At 52.0% G+C, this 16,361-nt stretch carries 10 protein-coding genes; 8 read left to right on the top strand and 2 right to left on the bottom strand.

The window, feature by feature from the left end:
• Positions 1–43: 43 nt before the first annotated feature.
• Positions 44–1,159: a PP2C family protein-serine/threonine phosphatase gene (locus AC22G1_RS12675; protein WP_487313702.1), complete on the top strand. Its 1,116-nt coding sequence runs from the start codon at positions 44–46 to the stop codon at positions 1,157–1,159.
• 99 nt (positions 1,160–1,258) lie between these two features.
• Positions 1,259–3,421: a GGDEF domain-containing protein gene (locus tag AC22G1_RS12670; protein WP_487313701.1), complete on the top strand. Its 2,163-nt coding sequence runs from the start codon at positions 1,259–1,261 to the stop codon at positions 3,419–3,421.
• A 27-nt stretch (positions 3,422–3,448) separates the two neighbouring features.
• Here AC22G1_RS12670 and AC22G1_RS12665 read toward each other — a convergent pair whose 3' ends face one another.
• Together AC22G1_RS12665 and AC22G1_RS12660 are read right to left on the bottom strand one after the other, a co-directional pair.
• Positions 3,449–5,452 (bottom strand): BCCT family transporter, encoded by a 2,004-nt coding sequence (locus tag AC22G1_RS12665; protein ID WP_050660349.1) that lies wholly within the window; start codon positions 5,450–5,452, stop codon positions 3,449–3,451.
• A gap of 167 nt (positions 5,453–5,619) precedes the next feature.
• On the bottom strand, positions 5,620–7,113 hold the full coding sequence (locus AC22G1_RS12660) for a peptide MFS transporter (RefSeq protein WP_487313700.1): 1,494 nt from the start codon (positions 7,111–7,113) through the stop codon (positions 5,620–5,622).
• 263 nt (positions 7,114–7,376) lie between these two features.
• Between AC22G1_RS12660 and rfaH the strand changes: the two genes are divergently transcribed.
• From rfaH to hldE, 6 genes are all read left to right on the top strand, one after another.
• Complete coding sequence (rfaH, locus tag AC22G1_RS12655; RefSeq protein ID WP_050660351.1) at positions 7,377–7,874, top strand: transcription/translation regulatory transformer protein RfaH; 498 nt, start codon at positions 7,377–7,379, stop codon at positions 7,872–7,874.
• Positions 7,875–8,642: 768 nt separating this feature from the next.
• A complete protein-coding gene (locus tag AC22G1_RS12650) occupies positions 8,643–11,384 on the top strand; it encodes an SLBB domain-containing protein (protein ID WP_487313699.1) in 2,742 nt (913 codons plus the stop codon).
• A gap of 96 nt (positions 11,385–11,480) precedes the next feature.
• Positions 11,481–12,443 (top strand): Wzz/FepE/Etk N-terminal domain-containing protein, encoded by a 963-nt coding sequence (locus AC22G1_RS12645; protein ID WP_487313698.1) that lies wholly within the window; start codon positions 11,481–11,483, stop codon positions 12,441–12,443.
• Between the two features lie 96 nt (positions 12,444–12,539).
• Positions 12,540–13,610, top strand: coding sequence for a non-hydrolyzing UDP-N-acetylglucosamine 2-epimerase (wecB, locus tag AC22G1_RS12640; RefSeq protein WP_487316723.1), 1,071 nt, complete (start codon positions 12,540–12,542; stop codon positions 13,608–13,610).
• Between the two features lie 71 nt (positions 13,611–13,681).
• The gene (wecC, locus tag AC22G1_RS12635; RefSeq protein ID WP_487316722.1) at positions 13,682–14,971 is read left to right on the top strand and encodes a UDP-N-acetyl-D-mannosamine dehydrogenase; all 1,290 of its coding nucleotides are present in this window, start codon (positions 13,682–13,684) and stop codon (positions 14,969–14,971) included.
• Positions 14,964–16,361, top strand: coding sequence for a bifunctional D-glycero-beta-D-manno-heptose-7-phosphate kinase/D-glycero-beta-D-manno-heptose 1-phosphate adenylyltransferase HldE (hldE, locus tag AC22G1_RS12630; RefSeq protein ID WP_487313697.1), 1,398 nt, complete (start codon positions 14,964–14,966; stop codon positions 16,359–16,361). Before wecC ends, hldE begins: the two co-directional genes overlap by 8 nt.

Below are 16,361 nucleotides of genomic sequence, written 5' to 3'. Positions count from 1 at the left end.
AAGGGTTAAAAGGTCGCGGCGTAGAGAGGTTGGCGTAATTCCCATGGCAAGAGAGCGTATTTTAGTGGTTGACGATGAGCCGGTGTTTCTAAAGCTCATTAGTGCTTTTCTTCGCCGGCTGGACTTTGAAGTGCTGGATGCTCTTAGCCTGCGTTCTGCTCTGGATACTCTGGCCCAGGAGACGGTGGATCTGGTGCTCTGCGATCTGCAATTGGGTGATGGCAGTGGCATGACGGTGCTAAAAGAGGTGAGAGACCACCACCTCGACCTGCCGGTGGTGATGATCTCCGGCACCGCCCAGATGGACGATGTCACCACCGCGCTCAGGTTGGGGGCGACTGACGTACTGCTCAAACCCATCAACGAGCTGGCCATGGTGGAGTATGCGGTGGAGTCGGCGCTGGAGCGCTATCGGTTGCAGCAGGAGAACCGGCGGCTTACCGAGGAGCTCGAAGCGGCTAACGTCGAGCTGCAACTTAACCTTCGGCTTTTGGAAGAAAGCAAACTGGCCGGCCGGGAAGTGCAGCAACAGCTTTTCCCTGAAACTCTCATCCGCTGGCACGAAATCACCCTTCGTTATCAACTCTTTACCGCCAGTGAAATTGCCGACCAGTTTATCGATTATGTGGCGTTGGACGATCGCTACCTTGCCGCTATCATTGGCCGTTTCTCCCATGCCGGTAGCAACAGCGCCTTTTTGTCAGTTGTTATTAAAACGCTTTTTAATCAGCCGCTTAAGCAGTACCGGCCGGGTGAGCCCTCGGTGTTGTTAAACCCCGGGGCCTTCCTTGATTACCTCAATGTTGAGCTGTTAAAAAGCCAGCTTGAACAGCCGGTGCGCGCCTTTTATCTGGTTATCGACAGAGAGAAGCATCAGCTGCACTACGCCAACGCCGGTTACCAACCCGGCCCGGTGTTGTCTGGCGAGCCTCTACAGGACGGCCAGGCGCCCCTTGGCATGTTCGAGTGGAGTCGCTACCAGGAGCATATTGAGCCCTTTGTGGCCAATACCCAGTTACTGATGGCTAACCGCCCTTTGGAGTGGAACTGGCCGTTAGACCCTCGCCAGGCGCTTTCTGAACAACTGGCGTTGCCCGAAGAAGGCGGGCGAGATGACGACCTGCTGCTGTTAGGCGTTTTTCACCAAGTGTGGCGGTGATCCGCGCTCTATCTGCAAAGCCTTAATTGGGCAGCTACACTCAAAAAGCCTGTATATCGGCCTGTTTATCGCCTATACCCGCTGGATTGAGGACTTTCGATGGTAAGGACGCCTGCCTTGGGTGACACTGCCCCCGCTGCTTTAGAGCGTGTACTGCAACTGTGCACAAGCTGCCTTGGGGTTGAACGGGTGGGGGTGACCTGCCAACGGCGGCGGCGCAGCTGGTTTTTCCCATCAGACCCTACCGAGCAATTGCTGCCGTTAGTGCGCCACAACAAAACCCAATACCTTGCCAACGGCACCCTGCACCTTATTCCGCTAACTGACGCCAACAACGTGATTGCCACCCTCGGGATATGGCATCAGGGTGAAGCTCTGCCACCCGGTGTTGAGGAGGTGGCGGCGCTGGTTACCGAAGAGCTGAAAATGCGCGACCTTATTGGCCAATTGCCGTTGCAACAGGTCAAGCTCAAGGACAGCCCGGTAGTGATGGTGATGTGGGAGGCCAACCCGGCCTTGCCGGTGTGTTTTATCAGCGACAACGCGCAATCGTTGCTGGGCATTGATGTGATGGCAGTGCGCACCGGCGCCGCCCGCTTTGAAGACTGGCTTGATGAAGATGATGTCAAAGCCTTCTTGCGGCTGCTAAATGCCCATGCCCGTGGCGCCAGGCAATCAGAACTCGATTACCGCCTCAAAGGGCAGAATGGCAAGGTGCACTGGGTACGCCAGCACAGCGTTGTGCAATACGACATCAATGGCAATGTCACTGCCATTTACGGCTTTTTGTTAGAGCAAACTCACCGCAAGCAACTTGAGCTGCAAATCAAAGCCACCCGCGACCGCCTGTCCATGGTGATGGACGCCTCGGGAATGGGGGTAGCCGACTGGGATCTGGCTCAGGACCAATTGCTGATGAGCCCGCAATGTGTGGCGATGCTCGGGGCCGGGCGCGAAGAGCTGGAGCCGTGCCTGCATTCCTGGCAGCAGTTTATCCACCCGGCAGACATCAACGATGTCGACGAGGCGTTGAAAAAACACCTGACTGGCCTAAGCACAGATTTTCATTGTGAGTACCGCATCTTGCTGCATAACGGCGAGGTGCGCTGGCTGGAGTCCCACGGCCGGGTGGTGGAGTTTGGTAGTGATGGGCAGCCTCTTCGCATGCTGTTTATGCACCAGGACATTAGCGCCCGCAAATATCAGGAGAAAGCCAGGGAGCGCCAGCAGTCCTTGCTCAACCTCATTCACCAGGCGCAATCCATCTTTTTGGAAGAACAAGACTTGGCGGCCGCCTGTGAAAGTATCTTTGAGCCTTTGCTAGCCCTTGCCGAAAGCCAGTTTGGCTTTATCAGCGAGGTGCATTATAGCGAAGAAGCCAAGCCCTTCATGCGGGTGAAAACCATCTCGGACATTAGCTGGGACGCTCCCAGCCGCGCCCTTTATAAAAAGCACATCCAAAACGGCCTAGAGTTTCACAACATGGAAACCCTCTTTGGCCAGGTGATCCTCACCGCCAAAGCGGTGATCTCCAATAACGTGCGCCGCGACCCAAACTCTGGCGGCACGCCCAAGGGCCACCCGCCCCTGGATTCGTTCTTGGGGCTGCCGATTTGCTATCAAGGGGAGCTTCTAGGTTTAGTGGGTCTTGCCAACCGCTCAGAAGGGTACAGCGAGGATGAGATAACCTTCCTTAACCCCCTTATCGATACTCTTGGCATGTTGATGCACGCTCGCTTGGTGGAAAAAGCTCGCTGCGAAGCCGAAGCCGAATTGGCGCTGCTGGCTAGTACCGACACCCTCACCGGGCTTCTAAACCGCCGCGCCTTTATCCGGGCCTTGGACGAAGTCATCGCCGAGCACCAACCTTACACCCTGGTGTTGATGGACTTAGACCACTTCAAACAAATCAATGACACCTACGGCCACAGCACAGGTGACAAGGTATTGCAGCATTTTGCGCAGTTACTTCGCCAACATGCGAAATCCACCGATGTGTTGGCACGCATTGGGGGGGAGGAGTTCGTCTGGTTATTAGAGGGTAAAGATGGCATGGCCAACTATCCGTTACTTGAAGCCCTGCGCCTGGCGGTAGCGCAGCAGCCCTTCATGCAAGATGGCAAGGCCGTTACTTTGACGGTGAGTCTGGGCAGTACCTTTTTGGTTGGGGCTGACGACAATGGCGATGAAGCCCTCAACCGGGCCGATGCCGCGCTTTACCAAGCTAAACGCCAAGGGCGAAACTGCCTGGTTGCCGCATGAAAAAGGGGCCTGTCGGCCCCTTGATTATTAACGCACCAGATGCAAAAAGTGCATGTGCTTTTCGTACTGGTCCAGCACGTCGCCGACCACCTGCTCCTTGGTGTAGCCGTAGATGTCATACCCTTGGCCCCCTTCGCGCAGGTATACCTCGGCCCGAAAATGCTTGGCTTCATCTTTCTCGGTGAAGTTGAATTCCGGAAAGGCAAAGGTGGGAGCGGTGTAGCCTCGGGTACGCACCTCGTAGATGAAGTCGATTTCTTCGCCGTGCGACACCACCATGCTCACCCTGTCTTCGGGCTCTTGCTTGACGGTTACCTCCATACCGGTGTCACGCAGCTCCTGGGCTACCGACTCGAGCACCGGCCTTACTGTTTCACCAATAAAGGCTTTAACCTCACTGCGCTTGGGCCAGGACACAATGCGCTGCAGCCGGGTCTTCCAGGTGTAGGTGTTCTTAGCTGTAGCCGGCGCTGGCGCCCTTGGGGTGGTAACGGCATGGCGAAGGCTAAGCTGCTTGACGCCTTCAATACGCAGCGCCTTCCAAAGGGCGTAACACATCACCAGCATCACTACCGCAAAGGGCAGGGCAGAGGCAATAGACAAGGTCTGCAAGGCTTTGAGGCCATCTGAGCCACCCGCTACCAGCAGTGCGATGGCAACGGCGCCCTCGGTCAACGCCCAGAAGATACGCTGCCATACAGGCGGCTCTTCACGGCCACCGGAGGTGATCATGTCGATAACCAAGGAGCCCGAGTCTGACGAGGTAACAAAGAAGGTAACCACCAGCAAGGTTGCCAGCAGCGACATCACCCCGGACCAGGGCAATTCCTTGAGAAATTTGAAGATAGCGGTGGAGGTGTCGTCTTGAACCGCCTGGCCGATGCTGTCGATGCCTTGGGTGAGCATCATATGGATGGCGGTATCGCCAAAGAAGGTCATCCACATGAAGGTAAAGCCAACAGGGACGCACAGCACCCCAATCACAAACTCGCGAATGGTACGGCCACGGGATACCCGGGCGATAAACATGCCGACAAAGGGCGACCAGGCTATCCACCAACCCCAGTAGAAGAGGGTCCAGCCGCCAATCCAGCTGTGGTCAGGCTTGTAGGCGTAAAGGTTGAAAGTTTTATCGACAATATCGGACAGATAAGCCCCGGTGTTTTGCACCAAGGTCTGCAGCAAGAACACGGTAGGGCCGGCCAGCAGTACAAACAGCAACAAGGCTACGGCCAGCAGCAGGTTTAGCTCAGACAGGCGGCGGATACCGCCATCAAGCCCCACCACCACCGAGATAGTGGCCAGCAAGGTAATGCCGCAGATCAGCAGTATTTGTACTGTCAGATCGGTCGGTACATCAAACATATAATGCAGGCCGGCATTGACCTGCATCACCCCAAGGCCAAGGGAAGTTGCTACCCCGAACATGGTACCCAGCACGGCAAAGATGTCGACGGCGTGGCCGATGGGACCGTGAATGCGCTCGCCAAGAATAGGGTAGAGGGCTGAGCGAATGGTCAGCGGCAGGCCATGGCGAAAACTGAAATAAGCCAGCGACAGCGCCACCACTGCATAAATTGCCCAGGCGTGGATGCCCCAGTGGAAGAAGGTAATGCGCATGGCTTCGCGGGCCGACTCAATGGTTTGCCCCTCGCCAACCGGTGGGCTGACAAAGTGCATCACCGGTTCGGCGACACCGAAAAAGAGCAAGCCAATGCCCATGCCGGCCGAGAACAACATGGCAAACCAGGAGCCGTAGCTAAAATCCGGGTCAATATGGTCTGGCCCCAGCTTTATCTTGCCGTAGCCGCTAAAGGCGAGCCCCACCACAAAAAACAGGAAGATGGCCACCGACAGAATGTAGAACCAACCGGTGTTGGTGATGATCCAGCTTTGCAGGTTGCCAAAGGCGGTGCCTGCGGTATCCGGGGCGAGCACTGCAAACAGCACCACGGCAAAGATGATAAGAGCCGAGCCAAAAAAAACCGGCGGATTCAGTTGATGGCTAATGGAATTTTCCTTGTCAGTCATATGCGACGTCTTCTTTTTTAGGCTTTGCCCTAGTCTAAAGGGCTTTCGCGTGAGTCTCAAAGGCACTTAGTTTATTACAGTGCAATTGATTTTGTCGGGAGGGAGCTAAATGCTGCTGAAGGAAGGTATAGCAATAAAAAAGCCCCGCGTTGCGGGGCTTTGGAAGGTTAGTGCTGTTTTCGGAGCGCTTCGTGGTCGCCGACCACGTTCAGCTCCTCATTGAGCGCCGCTTCAGTGGTATCGGCGCTGAACTTCTCGGCGCCATGCATCCACAGCACCAGTTTGCCGGAGATAAACCACAGGATGATGGCAAACAAGCAAAGGAAGATGGCAATGGAGCCGAAGATAGCCAGGATACCAGCGTCTTCGGCGCGGATCCCAAGGCCTGCTGCAAAGTGACGTACCGACTCGTACTCACCGGCCTGCTCGGAGAAGGCGCCGATAAGGCCGCCAAGGAGCTGAGCCAGCGCCGGCATCAGGAACCAAATCCCCATCACCAGAGAGGCCAGGCGCATCGGCGCCAGCTTGGTCATCAGCGACAGGCCAACCGGCGAGATGCATAGCTCGCCCAGAGTGTGGAACATGTAAGCCAGTACCAGCCAGATCATCGAGGCTTTGGCATCACCGGTAGTCTGCATCTGGAAGATACCGGCAACCAGGAAGCCAAAACCGATGGCGGTCATAAACAGGCCCACCACAATCTTGATTGGCGCATCAGGGTTCTTGTCGATTTTGTTGAGCTTCACCCAAAGGATGGAGAACACCGGCGCGAAGATCAGGATGAACATCGCGTTTAGTGACTGGAACCAGCCGGCTGGCACTTCCGAGTTGCCAATCATGCGGTCGGTTTTATCCTGGGCAAAAATATTCATCAGGCCGCCAGCCTGCTCAAAGGCCAGCCAGAACATCACCACGAAGATAAAGAGGGTAAGGATAACCCGCAGCCTGTCCAACTCGACCTTGGTCAGTGGCTGCTTCTTACCGCCAGCAGCGTCCAAAGAGCGCTTTGCACCGGCAACTACCCCAACATCGCCCAGGAAGCGCTGAGCAAAAAACAGTTGGATAACAACAGACAGTGCCATGCCGATACCGGCAGCCAGATAGCCGTAGCGCCAACCCCAGGCCGGATCTTCACCCAAGGTGGAGCAGATCAGCGGGGCGATAAAGGCGCCGAGGTTAATCCCCATGTAAAAAATGGAGAAAGCCGAGTCGCGGCGGGCATCACCTTGCTCGTAAAGGTCACCCACCATGGTGGAGATGTTCGGTTTGAAGAAACCGTTACCGATGATGAGGATGCCAAGGCCCACATAAAACAGGCTCAAGCTATGAGGGGTTGCGGCAAACAGTACAAACTGCGCAACCGACATCAAGGCCCCGCCCAAAATCACGGCGCGGCGCTGGCCAATAAAAGTGTCTGCCAGCCAACCGCCGAAAATGGGGGTCAGGTACACCAGCGAGGTGTAGTAGGCATAAAGTTTCAGGGCTTCGGCAGTCGTCATGCCAAAACCGGGGTTTGCTGCATCAGTAGCTGCCACCATGGTCAGTACCAGCAGGGCGCGCATTCCGTAGTAGGAAAACCGTTCCCACATCTCTGTAGTAAAGAGGAGGAAAAGGCCCTTAGGGTGGCCCAGGAAGGTCCCCTGTGGGATCTGTTGACTCATTGATTGAACTCCCGTCCTTCGATGGTTCAGTTATAGTTTTGTTAGTTTGACGGCTTCTTATACCGATAGGCCCTGAAAAAGACAATAAAAGGGCGTTGTAGTTGTGATGTGATGCGATGTAGAGCCAATTCGCGTAGAGTGCGCCGGGGGCATTAGACTGTTGGTTGTCTAGTAGGCAAACAAGTTTCACGGTTATTGCAACTTGTTAAGTCTGGAGTAGACTACCTGTCTATTGCGACATAGGAATTGTCCAGAGAGGTTCTGTGTTAGGTTGGTATCTGGTTTATTGCCGTGCAAAGCAGGAAGCGCGTGCCAAGATAAACCTCAATAATCAAGGCTTTGAGACCTACCTTCCTCGGGTACTCAGCGAAAAAATCAGCCGTGGTAAGCGCCAGCTTGCCGAGACGGTGCTGTTCCCCAACTACCTGTTTGTACACCTTGATCCTGAAGGTGGCGATTTCTATAAAGTCCGCTCTACCCGTGGCGTTAGCGGTTTTGTTCGCAGTGGCGACAAACCGGCCCAGATCCCTTCGAAACTCATAAAAACCCTGGCTTTAAACGAAGAGCGCCTTGAGCAGGCGGGGGTCTTTGATGAAGGCTTTAAGCCCGGGCAGCGGCTACGGCTGTTGAACGGCCCGTTCAAAGGCTTGAGCGCGGTTTACACCATGAATGAAGGCCAAGAGCGCATCAAAGTGATGGTTGAGATCCTCAACAGCCAATCGCCGTTGTCTATTTCCTTAAAAGACGTTGAACGATTGTAAATAGATACTTGTCTTAGGACTGCTTATCTGGCTTGCTGAGAGTGTTTTTTTAGCGGTTGACCTCTAATTTACTACGAGTTTGAACTTTATAGAGAAAAGTGCAATTTTTCGCCAAAAATGGATGCAGCTCAAAGAAACGTGTATCCAATAATATTTAATATGAAAAGTTGTTTTTTATCATTGAGTTAGGGTTTCCTTTTCGGGTTTAAATTGTAGGTGCTTGCTGGTAATCTAGAGGCTGTTAAGGAATGTAGGTGATCTCGCTAGTTTCATCGCTTCCTGAGACTAAAAAAGCGTCAGAATGAGCAAGTGGTAAATAGAAAATGTTGGTGCTTTTGCAGTTATCTTCATGATTTTTAGATTATTAATCACCCTGATGTGAGGTCCGCATTCAGGGTGTTGTCGTTTGTAGGTTCAGGGTCGTTTAGGCTTTTTTAAAGCCAAAAATAACAATTTGCCATGACATCAGCACTGTGGGAGCTGTAACCCAGGGGCGGTAGCGTGTCTGCGGTAATTGAAATGCTGTAAAGCAAGTTTTTGATTTTATTGTTTTTTTCTTTTTTGTTCGGGAATGGTTTTTGGACGTTGGCAGAGTGCGGCGTACAGGGTTTCTACAGGTTCATGTGTTTTGTCATATGAGAGTTAATGGCGTTGATTACTTTTTAAACGGAGCATCGAGTGTTTAGGAAAATTGGGTTTGTTCTTCTAGCACTGCTGGCATGGGGGAGTGCCTATGCTGCGGCGTTGCCCGGCGGCATATCACCGGCAATGATTGAGCAGTTTAAGAGCCTGCCGCGTGCCCAGCAGGAACAGCTGGCAAAACAGTATGGGGTCGATTTATCCCAAATCACTGGTTCGCAAGGAGGGGAAGGCACCCGTCAGCAGAGCACCGTTTTACAACAGCGCCAAGTACTCCCAACTGATACCAGCCCCAAAGACGACAAAATACCGGGTGATGACGGGGCCAAAAAGCCTGTCCGTTACGGTTTAAACCTGTTTAATGCCGACATCAGTAGCTTTGCTCCGGTAGACAATGCGCCTGTGCCGGATGACTACGTTGTCGGCCCTAATGACGTTATCAGCGTGCTGCTGTTTGGTAAGGAGAGCCAGCAGCTCAGCTTGAATGTGGAGCGAGACGGCACCGTTAACTTTCCTGACCTAGGCCCTATTGCGGTCGGCGGCCTGAGCTTTGGTAAGGTCAAAGCCCTGCTCGAAGGGCGAGTCAAAGAGCAGATGATTGGTATCACTGCGGCCGTTACCCTCAACAGCCTGCGTACCATCAGCATCTTCGTGGCGGGTGAAGCCAAATACCCTGGTGCTTACGCCGTTCCTGCGCTTACCACTGTTACCCAAGCGCTTTTTGTCGCTGGTGGAGTAAGCGACATTGGTAGCCTTCGGCATATCGTGGTGAAGCGTGCCGGTAAAACGGTAACCAACTTCGACCTCTACGATCTGCTGCTTCGCGGTAATGCCTCAGATGACATCCGCTTGCAGTCTGGTGATGTGGTGTTTATCCCGCCTTACACCGGCATCGCCGAAGTCAAAGGCGAAGTACGTCGCCCTGCGCTTTACGAACTCAATAAAGATGACACCCTGGCCGATCTGTTGGCCATGGCTGGTGGTGCCAAGTCAGAGGCTTACCCTCAAGCCTCGGTGCTTGAGCGCATCAACAGCCAAAACCTTCGCGATATCCAGAACGTTGACCTGACCAATAGCCAAGTGCTTGCAGAGCATGTGCGTGGTGGAGATGTGCTGCGGGTTGGCGTTACCTCCAACCGCACCGAAAATGCCGTGGTACTAGCTGGTGCCGTGGTGCGGCCAGGTAAATATGCCTGGCGCAAGGGTATGCACGTACATGACTTGGTAAATAGTCTTTGGGCCGATCTGCGGCTCTCGGCTGACCTGGATTACGCCCTGGTGGTGCGTCAGGTTAATGCCCTGGGGGACATAGAAGTCAAACAGTTTGCCATTGGCAATGCGGTTACCAAGCCGGGTAGCCAGGACGACATCGCCCTGTCACCCAAAGATGTGGTGCTGGTCTTTAACTACGACGACGCCAATCTTGAACGTACCAATCTTAATAAGTACATCACCAAGCAACTTCAGCCGGTGCTGGATAAATCCAGCGACGAGCGTTGGCTTTCAGACGATTTGCTCGCCAAAGGCTTCCAGTATATTCAAGACAGCGCGCAGAAGAAGGATGTGAAGTCTGTTGCCGGCTTTGACATAAAAGATGCCGCTACGGATAAACAACAAACTCAGCAGCAGCTTATCCAGCAGCGCCTGGCCGACGGCACTATTGTCACTACACCAGCGGGTGATAGCGGCCTTAGCCAAGAGCAGCAAGTCTCTACCTTGAGTGAGGCTACTCAGACTCTGCTTTCACGCATCTTTATCGACCCGGATCTCATTTCGCTGACGCCGGAGCTTAAGCGCCAGGAGCTGCTGTTCCCTGTGCTTGAAAAGCTCAAAAGCCAGGCCCGTAATGGGTCCCGCCTTCAGCTGGTGTCAGTCAGTGGTGATGTCAAAGTCCCTGGTGATTATCCGCTTGCCAGTGGTGCCAACGTGCGCAGCCTCATTACCGCTGCCGGTGGCCTGAACGCTTCTGCCTATCTTGGCCGGGCTGAACTTACCCGCGCTCAAGGTACCAACAAGGACATCAACGGTATTCAAGTTGCCCACCGCGCTGTCGACATAAGCGATGCGATTAAAGGCGGTACAGATAACCTAGTGCTCGCCAGCCGAGACCACCTGAACGTGTTCTCCACCCCCGATTGGAAGGTTGACCGTACCGTGGAGATCCGTGGTGAAGTGCGCTTCCCAGGTTCTTACACTGTACATCGTGGCGAAAGCCTCGAAGATGTACTGCAACGTGCCGGTGGCGTGACCCAATACGCCTTTGTTGATGGTGCCGTCTTTACCCGTAAACAAGTACAAGACAGGGAAAAGATGCAGGTGAACAAGCTGATTGAGCAGCTGCGTAGCGATGTGGCTACCCGGGCCCTCTCTGCCGACAAGACCAGTATTACCTATCAAGACGCCATGGCCATGATTGGCGAGCTGCAAAAAATCCAGCCTGTAGGGCGCCTGGTAATCGACTTACCGCATGTTTTGGCGGGGGACCGCGATGCCGATATGCAAGTGGAAGACGGTGATATCCTCTACGTGCCGCGCAAAACCTCCACCGTTACCGTGGTGGGTGAAGTGCAGCATGCCAGCAGCCACCGCTTCAAGCCTGGCATGAGTGTTGATGATTATCTCAATCTATCAGGCGGCTTCCGTAAGCGAGCTGATGAGGACCGTGTCTACGTTATTCGCGCCGACGGCTCAGTGATGATCCCTGGGCACAATAGCAGTTGGTTTGCCTCCAACAGTGATCAGCTCCGGGCTGGCGACACCATCGTTGTGCCCCTCGATACCGAGTACATGAACAACCTGACTACCTGGAGCAGCGTGACTCAGATCATTTATCAAAGCGCTGTCGCCTTGGCGGCTATAGCAACGCTGTAAATACTATCTGAATAAGAGGCTACAAAATGCAGCCTCTTGCTGTTTCACTCTTATGCTGTAAACACCCTGCACAGAATTCGCAGGAATGAGGGTTCCATGAAGGACGCTGAATTTCCCACTTCCCAGCAGTATCAACCGCAGCTGGTTATCCAAGACAATGAGATAGATCTTCGCGAGATTTTTTCTGCCATCTGGCGTGATAAATGGTTGGTACTCGCTTTTACCGCTATATTCGCCATGGCTTCTGCCGCAATCGCTTTATATCTCCCCAATATCTATAAATCCGAGGTGCTGCTGGCCCCAGCGGACGATCAGCAACAGTCAGGTGGCCTTGCCGGCTTGGCCAGCCAATTTGGCGGTCTTGCATCATTGGCCGGGATAAACCTTGGTGGAGGCAATACCGATAAAACTGCTCTAGCTCTACAGGTACTACAATCCCGAGAGTTCATCGGTAATTTTATTGATAAGCATCATATTTTGGTGCCGTTAATGGCAGCAAAAGGCTGGAACAGAGATACTGACTCGCTGATCTGGGATACGGACGTCTACAACCCTGAAAATAAACAATGGGTGCGTAAGGTTAAGCCACCTTATCAGCCAAAGCCCTCTGCACAGGAAGCCTACAAAGAGTTTACTGAAAATATTTTAAGATCTAGCCAAGATAAAGAGACTGGCATGGTAACCGTCTCTATTAGCTTTTATTCGCCTGAAATGGCGCAGCAGTGGTCAACCTGGTTGGTAAAGGATCTTAATGATGTAATGCGTCAGCGAGATATGGCTGAAGCAAAAAAAAGCATCCAGTATCTGGATGACCAAATTAATAAGACTAATCTGACCGACCTCCGTGCGATGCTTTATCAATTAGTTGAGCAACAAACTAAAACTTTGATGTTTGCCGAGGTTCGTGACGAGTATGTCTTTAAGACAGTGGACCCCGCAATCGTGCCCGAAGAGAAGGATAAACCTAAACGCGCTTTGATTTGTGTGCTAGGTCTCTTGTTGGGGAGTATGTTGGGAGTAACGTGGGTTTTGGTCAGAAATTTCTATAAGAAAGATTAAGCCCTCTATAGCCACATGACGAACTAGAATGGGAAGTAAGGTGTGAATCAACGAAAAGTACTGGTTGTTTTTGGCACCAGGCCTGAAGCCATAAAAATGGCACCTTTGGTGCGTGCGTTGGCCAATGACACACGCTTTGAATCAAAAGTATGTGTTACTGCCCAGCATCGCGAAATGTTGGATCAAGTATTAGAGTTATTTGAGATCTCTCCAGATTATGATTTAGATATCATGGAACCTGGCCAAACACTTAATAACGTAACTGCCATTATCCTTCAAAATATGAAACCGGTCTTGGAAGAATTTAAGCCGGATATAGTGCTTGTTCACGGTGATACTGCTACCACTTTTGCTGCCGCCCTTGCTTCGTATTATCAACAGATACCGGTAGGACATGTAGAGGCTGGATTACGTACGGGAGATATTTATTCCCCTTGGCCTGAAGAAGCGAACCGAAAGCTTACTGGAGCGATAACCAGTTACCATTTTGCGCCTACAGAAACATCCAAAGAAAACCTTATTGGAGAGGGCGTTAAAACTATCGATATTACGGTAACTGGTAATACGGTTATTGACGCCCTATTTTTAGTAAAGGAAAAAATTTCGCAAGATGATAATTTAGCTAAAAAATTGGCTGATAATTACCCATTTCTTGACCCTGATAAAAAGCTTATTTTAGTTACTGGGCACAGACGTGAAAGCTTTGGCGGCGGGTTTGAACGTATTTGCGAAAGTTTAAAGGAAATTGCTAAACAGCATCATGATTGCCAAGTGGTATATCCCGTTCATCTTAACCCTAACGTGCAGGAGCCTGTGAATAGGCTGCTTCATGACGTAGATAATGTCTATCTTATCGAACCGCAAGAATATCTGCCGTTTGTCTATCTGATGATGCGAGCTCACGTCATATTGACTGATTCCGGTGGCATTCAAGAAGAAGCCCCTTCGCTTGGAAAACCTGTATTGGTCATGCGCGATACTACCGAACGTCCTGAGGCGGTTGCTGCTGGTACGGTGAAATTGGTCGGTACCGATGTGGAGAAAATTACTGGTGAAGTATTAAAGCTTCTAGTTGATTCAAAGGCCTACGCTATGATGAGCCAGGCTCACAACCCCTATGGCGACGGTGAAGCCTGCGGCCGAATTTTAGAGACACTAATGAAGTAAACCTAGATGCCGTTTTGCATTCACGTGGAACTGCAGTCTGTACGGTTTTGAAAGGATTAGGATTAATGACCATGCAATTTGACACCATTTCAGTGATTGGTCTCGGTTATATTGGCTTGCCCACAGCAGCAGTTTTTGCGGCGCGTAAGAAAATGGTTATTGGTGTTGATATTAATCAGCATGCAGTGGACACCATTAACAAAGGTGACATACACATCGTAGAGCCGGAATTGGACATGGTTGTTCATGCTGCCGTTTCTGAGGGATACTTGCGTGCTACAACCCGGGTTGAGAAAGCGGATGCATTTTTGGTTGCGGTTCCAACCCCATTTAAGGGTGATAACCATGAGCCGGATCTGGGCTACATTGAAGCTGCAGCAAAAGCCATAGCCCCTGCTTTAGTTAAGGGCAATTTGGTTATTCTGGAATCAACATCTCCTGTTGGTGCAACAGAACAGATGTCTGCATGGTTGGCAGAGGCTCGCCCTGACCTAAGTTTTCCCCAAACTAGTGGGGAAAACTCCGATATTAGGATTGCGCATTGCCCTGAGCGTGTGCTCCCTGGACATGTGATGCGTGAGCTGGTAGAGAATGACCGGGTTATTGGTGGCATGACGGAAAAATGCTCCGAAGCTGCTGTTGCTCTCTATAAAACATTCGTTCAAGGTGAATGCGTTGTCACCAATGCTCGTACGGCTGAAATGGCAAAGCTGACAGAAAATAGCTTCCGCGATGTTAATATCGCCTTTGCCAATGAACTGTCCATTATCTGTGATGAGTTAGATATTAATGTTTGGGAGCTCATCAAGCTCGCCAACCGCCATCCGCGAGTAAATATCCTGCAACCGGGGCCAGGAGTGGGGGGGCACTGTATTGCTGTCGATCCTTGGTTTATTGTCAGTCAGGCGCCTGAGAAAGCAAAATTAATTCGCACCGCAAGACAGGTTAACGATGGCAAGCCGCAATGGGTTATTGATCAGGTAAAAATGGCGATGGCCGATTTTCTTCTATCAAATCCGGAGAAATCAGCCAAGGATGTGGTGGTGTCTTGTTATGGGCTTGCGTTCAAAGCAAATATCGATGACCTGCGTGAAAGTCCGGCATTGAATATAACCTGTGACCTAGCTGTTCTTTACCCTGGTAAGGTTTTGGCTGTGGAGCCAAATATCCATAGCTTGCCATCATCCTTACAGGAAAAGAATGTTGAGTTGGTTGGGTTGTCAGAATCGCTGCAAGCTGCTGATATTCACGTCATTCTTGTCGATCACAAAGAATTTATTGATAGCGCTGTGGCACTTAGTGGACTCAATATTGTTGATACCAGGGGGATTATTTCTAAGGAGTGGGTTCGGTATGTTTGAAAGCTCCGCCGCAGTGCTTGTTGTCGGTGATGTAATGCTTGACCGTTATGTCAATGGCGACAGCCAGCGTATATCGCCTGAAGCCCCTGTACCTGTTGTAAGAGTCAATGAGGTGGAGGACAGGGCTGGTGGAGCCGCCAACGTTGTTCTCAACGTTGCTGCATTGGGAGTGCGCGCTACCATTGTCGGTATAGTCGGGCAAGACGATGAGGGCGAGGCACTGCGCACCTGCCTCTGTCAGGCAAAGGTTCTGGAACAGCTTGTTCCCTTGGCCGCTATTCCAACTATTACCAAGACCCGTGTCATCAGCCAGCAGCAACAGCTGCTGCGCCTGGACAGGGAGGAATCTCTGAAATCTGTTGATCTTAAGCGTTTGGATGAGGTGGTACTGGAGCAACTTGCAGAACACCAGGTACTGATCTTGTCTGATTATGCCAAAGGTGCGCTTAGGAATGTCCAAGCCTATATCCAGGCCGCCGTTGCGCAGAACAAGCCTGTTCTGATTGACCCTAAAGGTACCGACTTCGAGCCCTACCGGGGAGCAACACTGTTGACACCCAATTTATCGGAGTTCGAGGCCGTTGTTGGTCCCTGTCCTGATGAGGCCAGCTTGCTCGATAAGGCCCGGCAGCTGCTGGAAAGCCTTGAGTTGGAGGCTTTGTTGGTAACCCGTAGTGAAAAGGGCATGACCCTGGTTCAGCGGAACGCCCCCCCGATAACCTTTCCTGCTAAGGCCAAAGAGGTATTCGATGTCACTGGAGCTGGAGATACTGTCATTGCCACATTGGCATCCGGTCTTGCTATGGGACTTTCTTTAGATGAAAGCACCCGTTTAGCTAACGATGCGGCTGGCATCGTGGTCGGTAAGTTTGGCACTTCAATAGTATTGCCAGAAGAACTGTTTGGAGTACCGAAGTCCCATACCGTTCAAGAGGCTGTAGGCGGTTTGGCAGAGATCCGTCAATACAAGGCCCAGGGCAAAACCATTGTAATGACCAACGGTTGCTTCGATATCCTGCACCCCGGACATGTCAATTACCTTCAAGAGGCTAAGTCACTGGGTGATGTCTTGGTTGTAGCGGTAAACAGTGACAATTCGGTAAAGCGTCTTAAGGGTGAAAGTCGGCCGGTCAACAATCTTGAGCACCGTACCAGCATGCTAAAGGCGCTGTCCTCTGTCGATCTTGTCGTTAGCTTTGATAGTGATACCCCTACTGAGCTGATCGCCGAATTCCTACCGGACATTTTGGTAAAGGGGGGGGACTATAAGATTGATGAGATAGCCGGTGCTGATGCGGTGATACGGGCTGGAGGGGAGGTAAAAGTGCTGTCGTTCAAGGATGGGCATTCTACGACCCGCATTATTGAGAAGCTCCAAAGGTACGCGTGA

This window comes from Gallaecimonas zhanjiangensis (assembly GCF_057624825.1).
Note: the sequence above shows the minus strand (reverse complement) of the source record. Positions and strands in the feature narration are given on the sequence as shown.

Bases quoted from the DNA above. Each gene is read 5' to 3' on its own strand.
- AC22G1_RS12650 (WP_487313699.1), top strand. From the start codon at position 8,643: ATGATTGAGCAGTTTAAGAGCCTGCCGCGTGCCCAGCAGGAACAGCTG.
- AC22G1_RS12670 (WP_487313701.1), top strand. From the start codon at position 1,259: ATGGTAAGGACGCCTGCCTTGGGTGACACTGCCCCCGCTGCTTTAGAG.
- hldE (WP_487313697.1), top strand. From the start codon at position 14,964: ATGTTTGAAAGCTCCGCCGCAGTGCTTGTTGTCGGTGATGTAATGCTT.
- wecB (WP_487316723.1), top strand. From the start codon at position 12,540: ATGGCACCTTTGGTGCGTGCGTTGGCCAATGACACACGCTTTGAATCA.
- AC22G1_RS12645 (WP_487313698.1), top strand. From the start codon at position 11,481: ATGAAGGACGCTGAATTTCCCACTTCCCAGCAGTATCAACCGCAGCTG.
- wecC (WP_487316722.1), top strand. From the start codon at position 13,682: ATGCAATTTGACACCATTTCAGTGATTGGTCTCGGTTATATTGGCTTG.
- AC22G1_RS12675 (WP_487313702.1), top strand. From the start codon at position 44: ATGGCAAGAGAGCGTATTTTAGTGGTTGACGATGAGCCGGTGTTTCTA.
- AC22G1_RS12660 (WP_487313700.1), bottom strand. From the start codon at position 7,113: ATGAGTCAACAGATCCCACAGGGGACCTTCCTGGGCCACCCTAAGGGC.
- AC22G1_RS12665 (WP_050660349.1), bottom strand. From the start codon at position 5,452: ATGACTGACAAGGAAAATTCCATTAGCCATCAACTGAATCCGCCGGTT.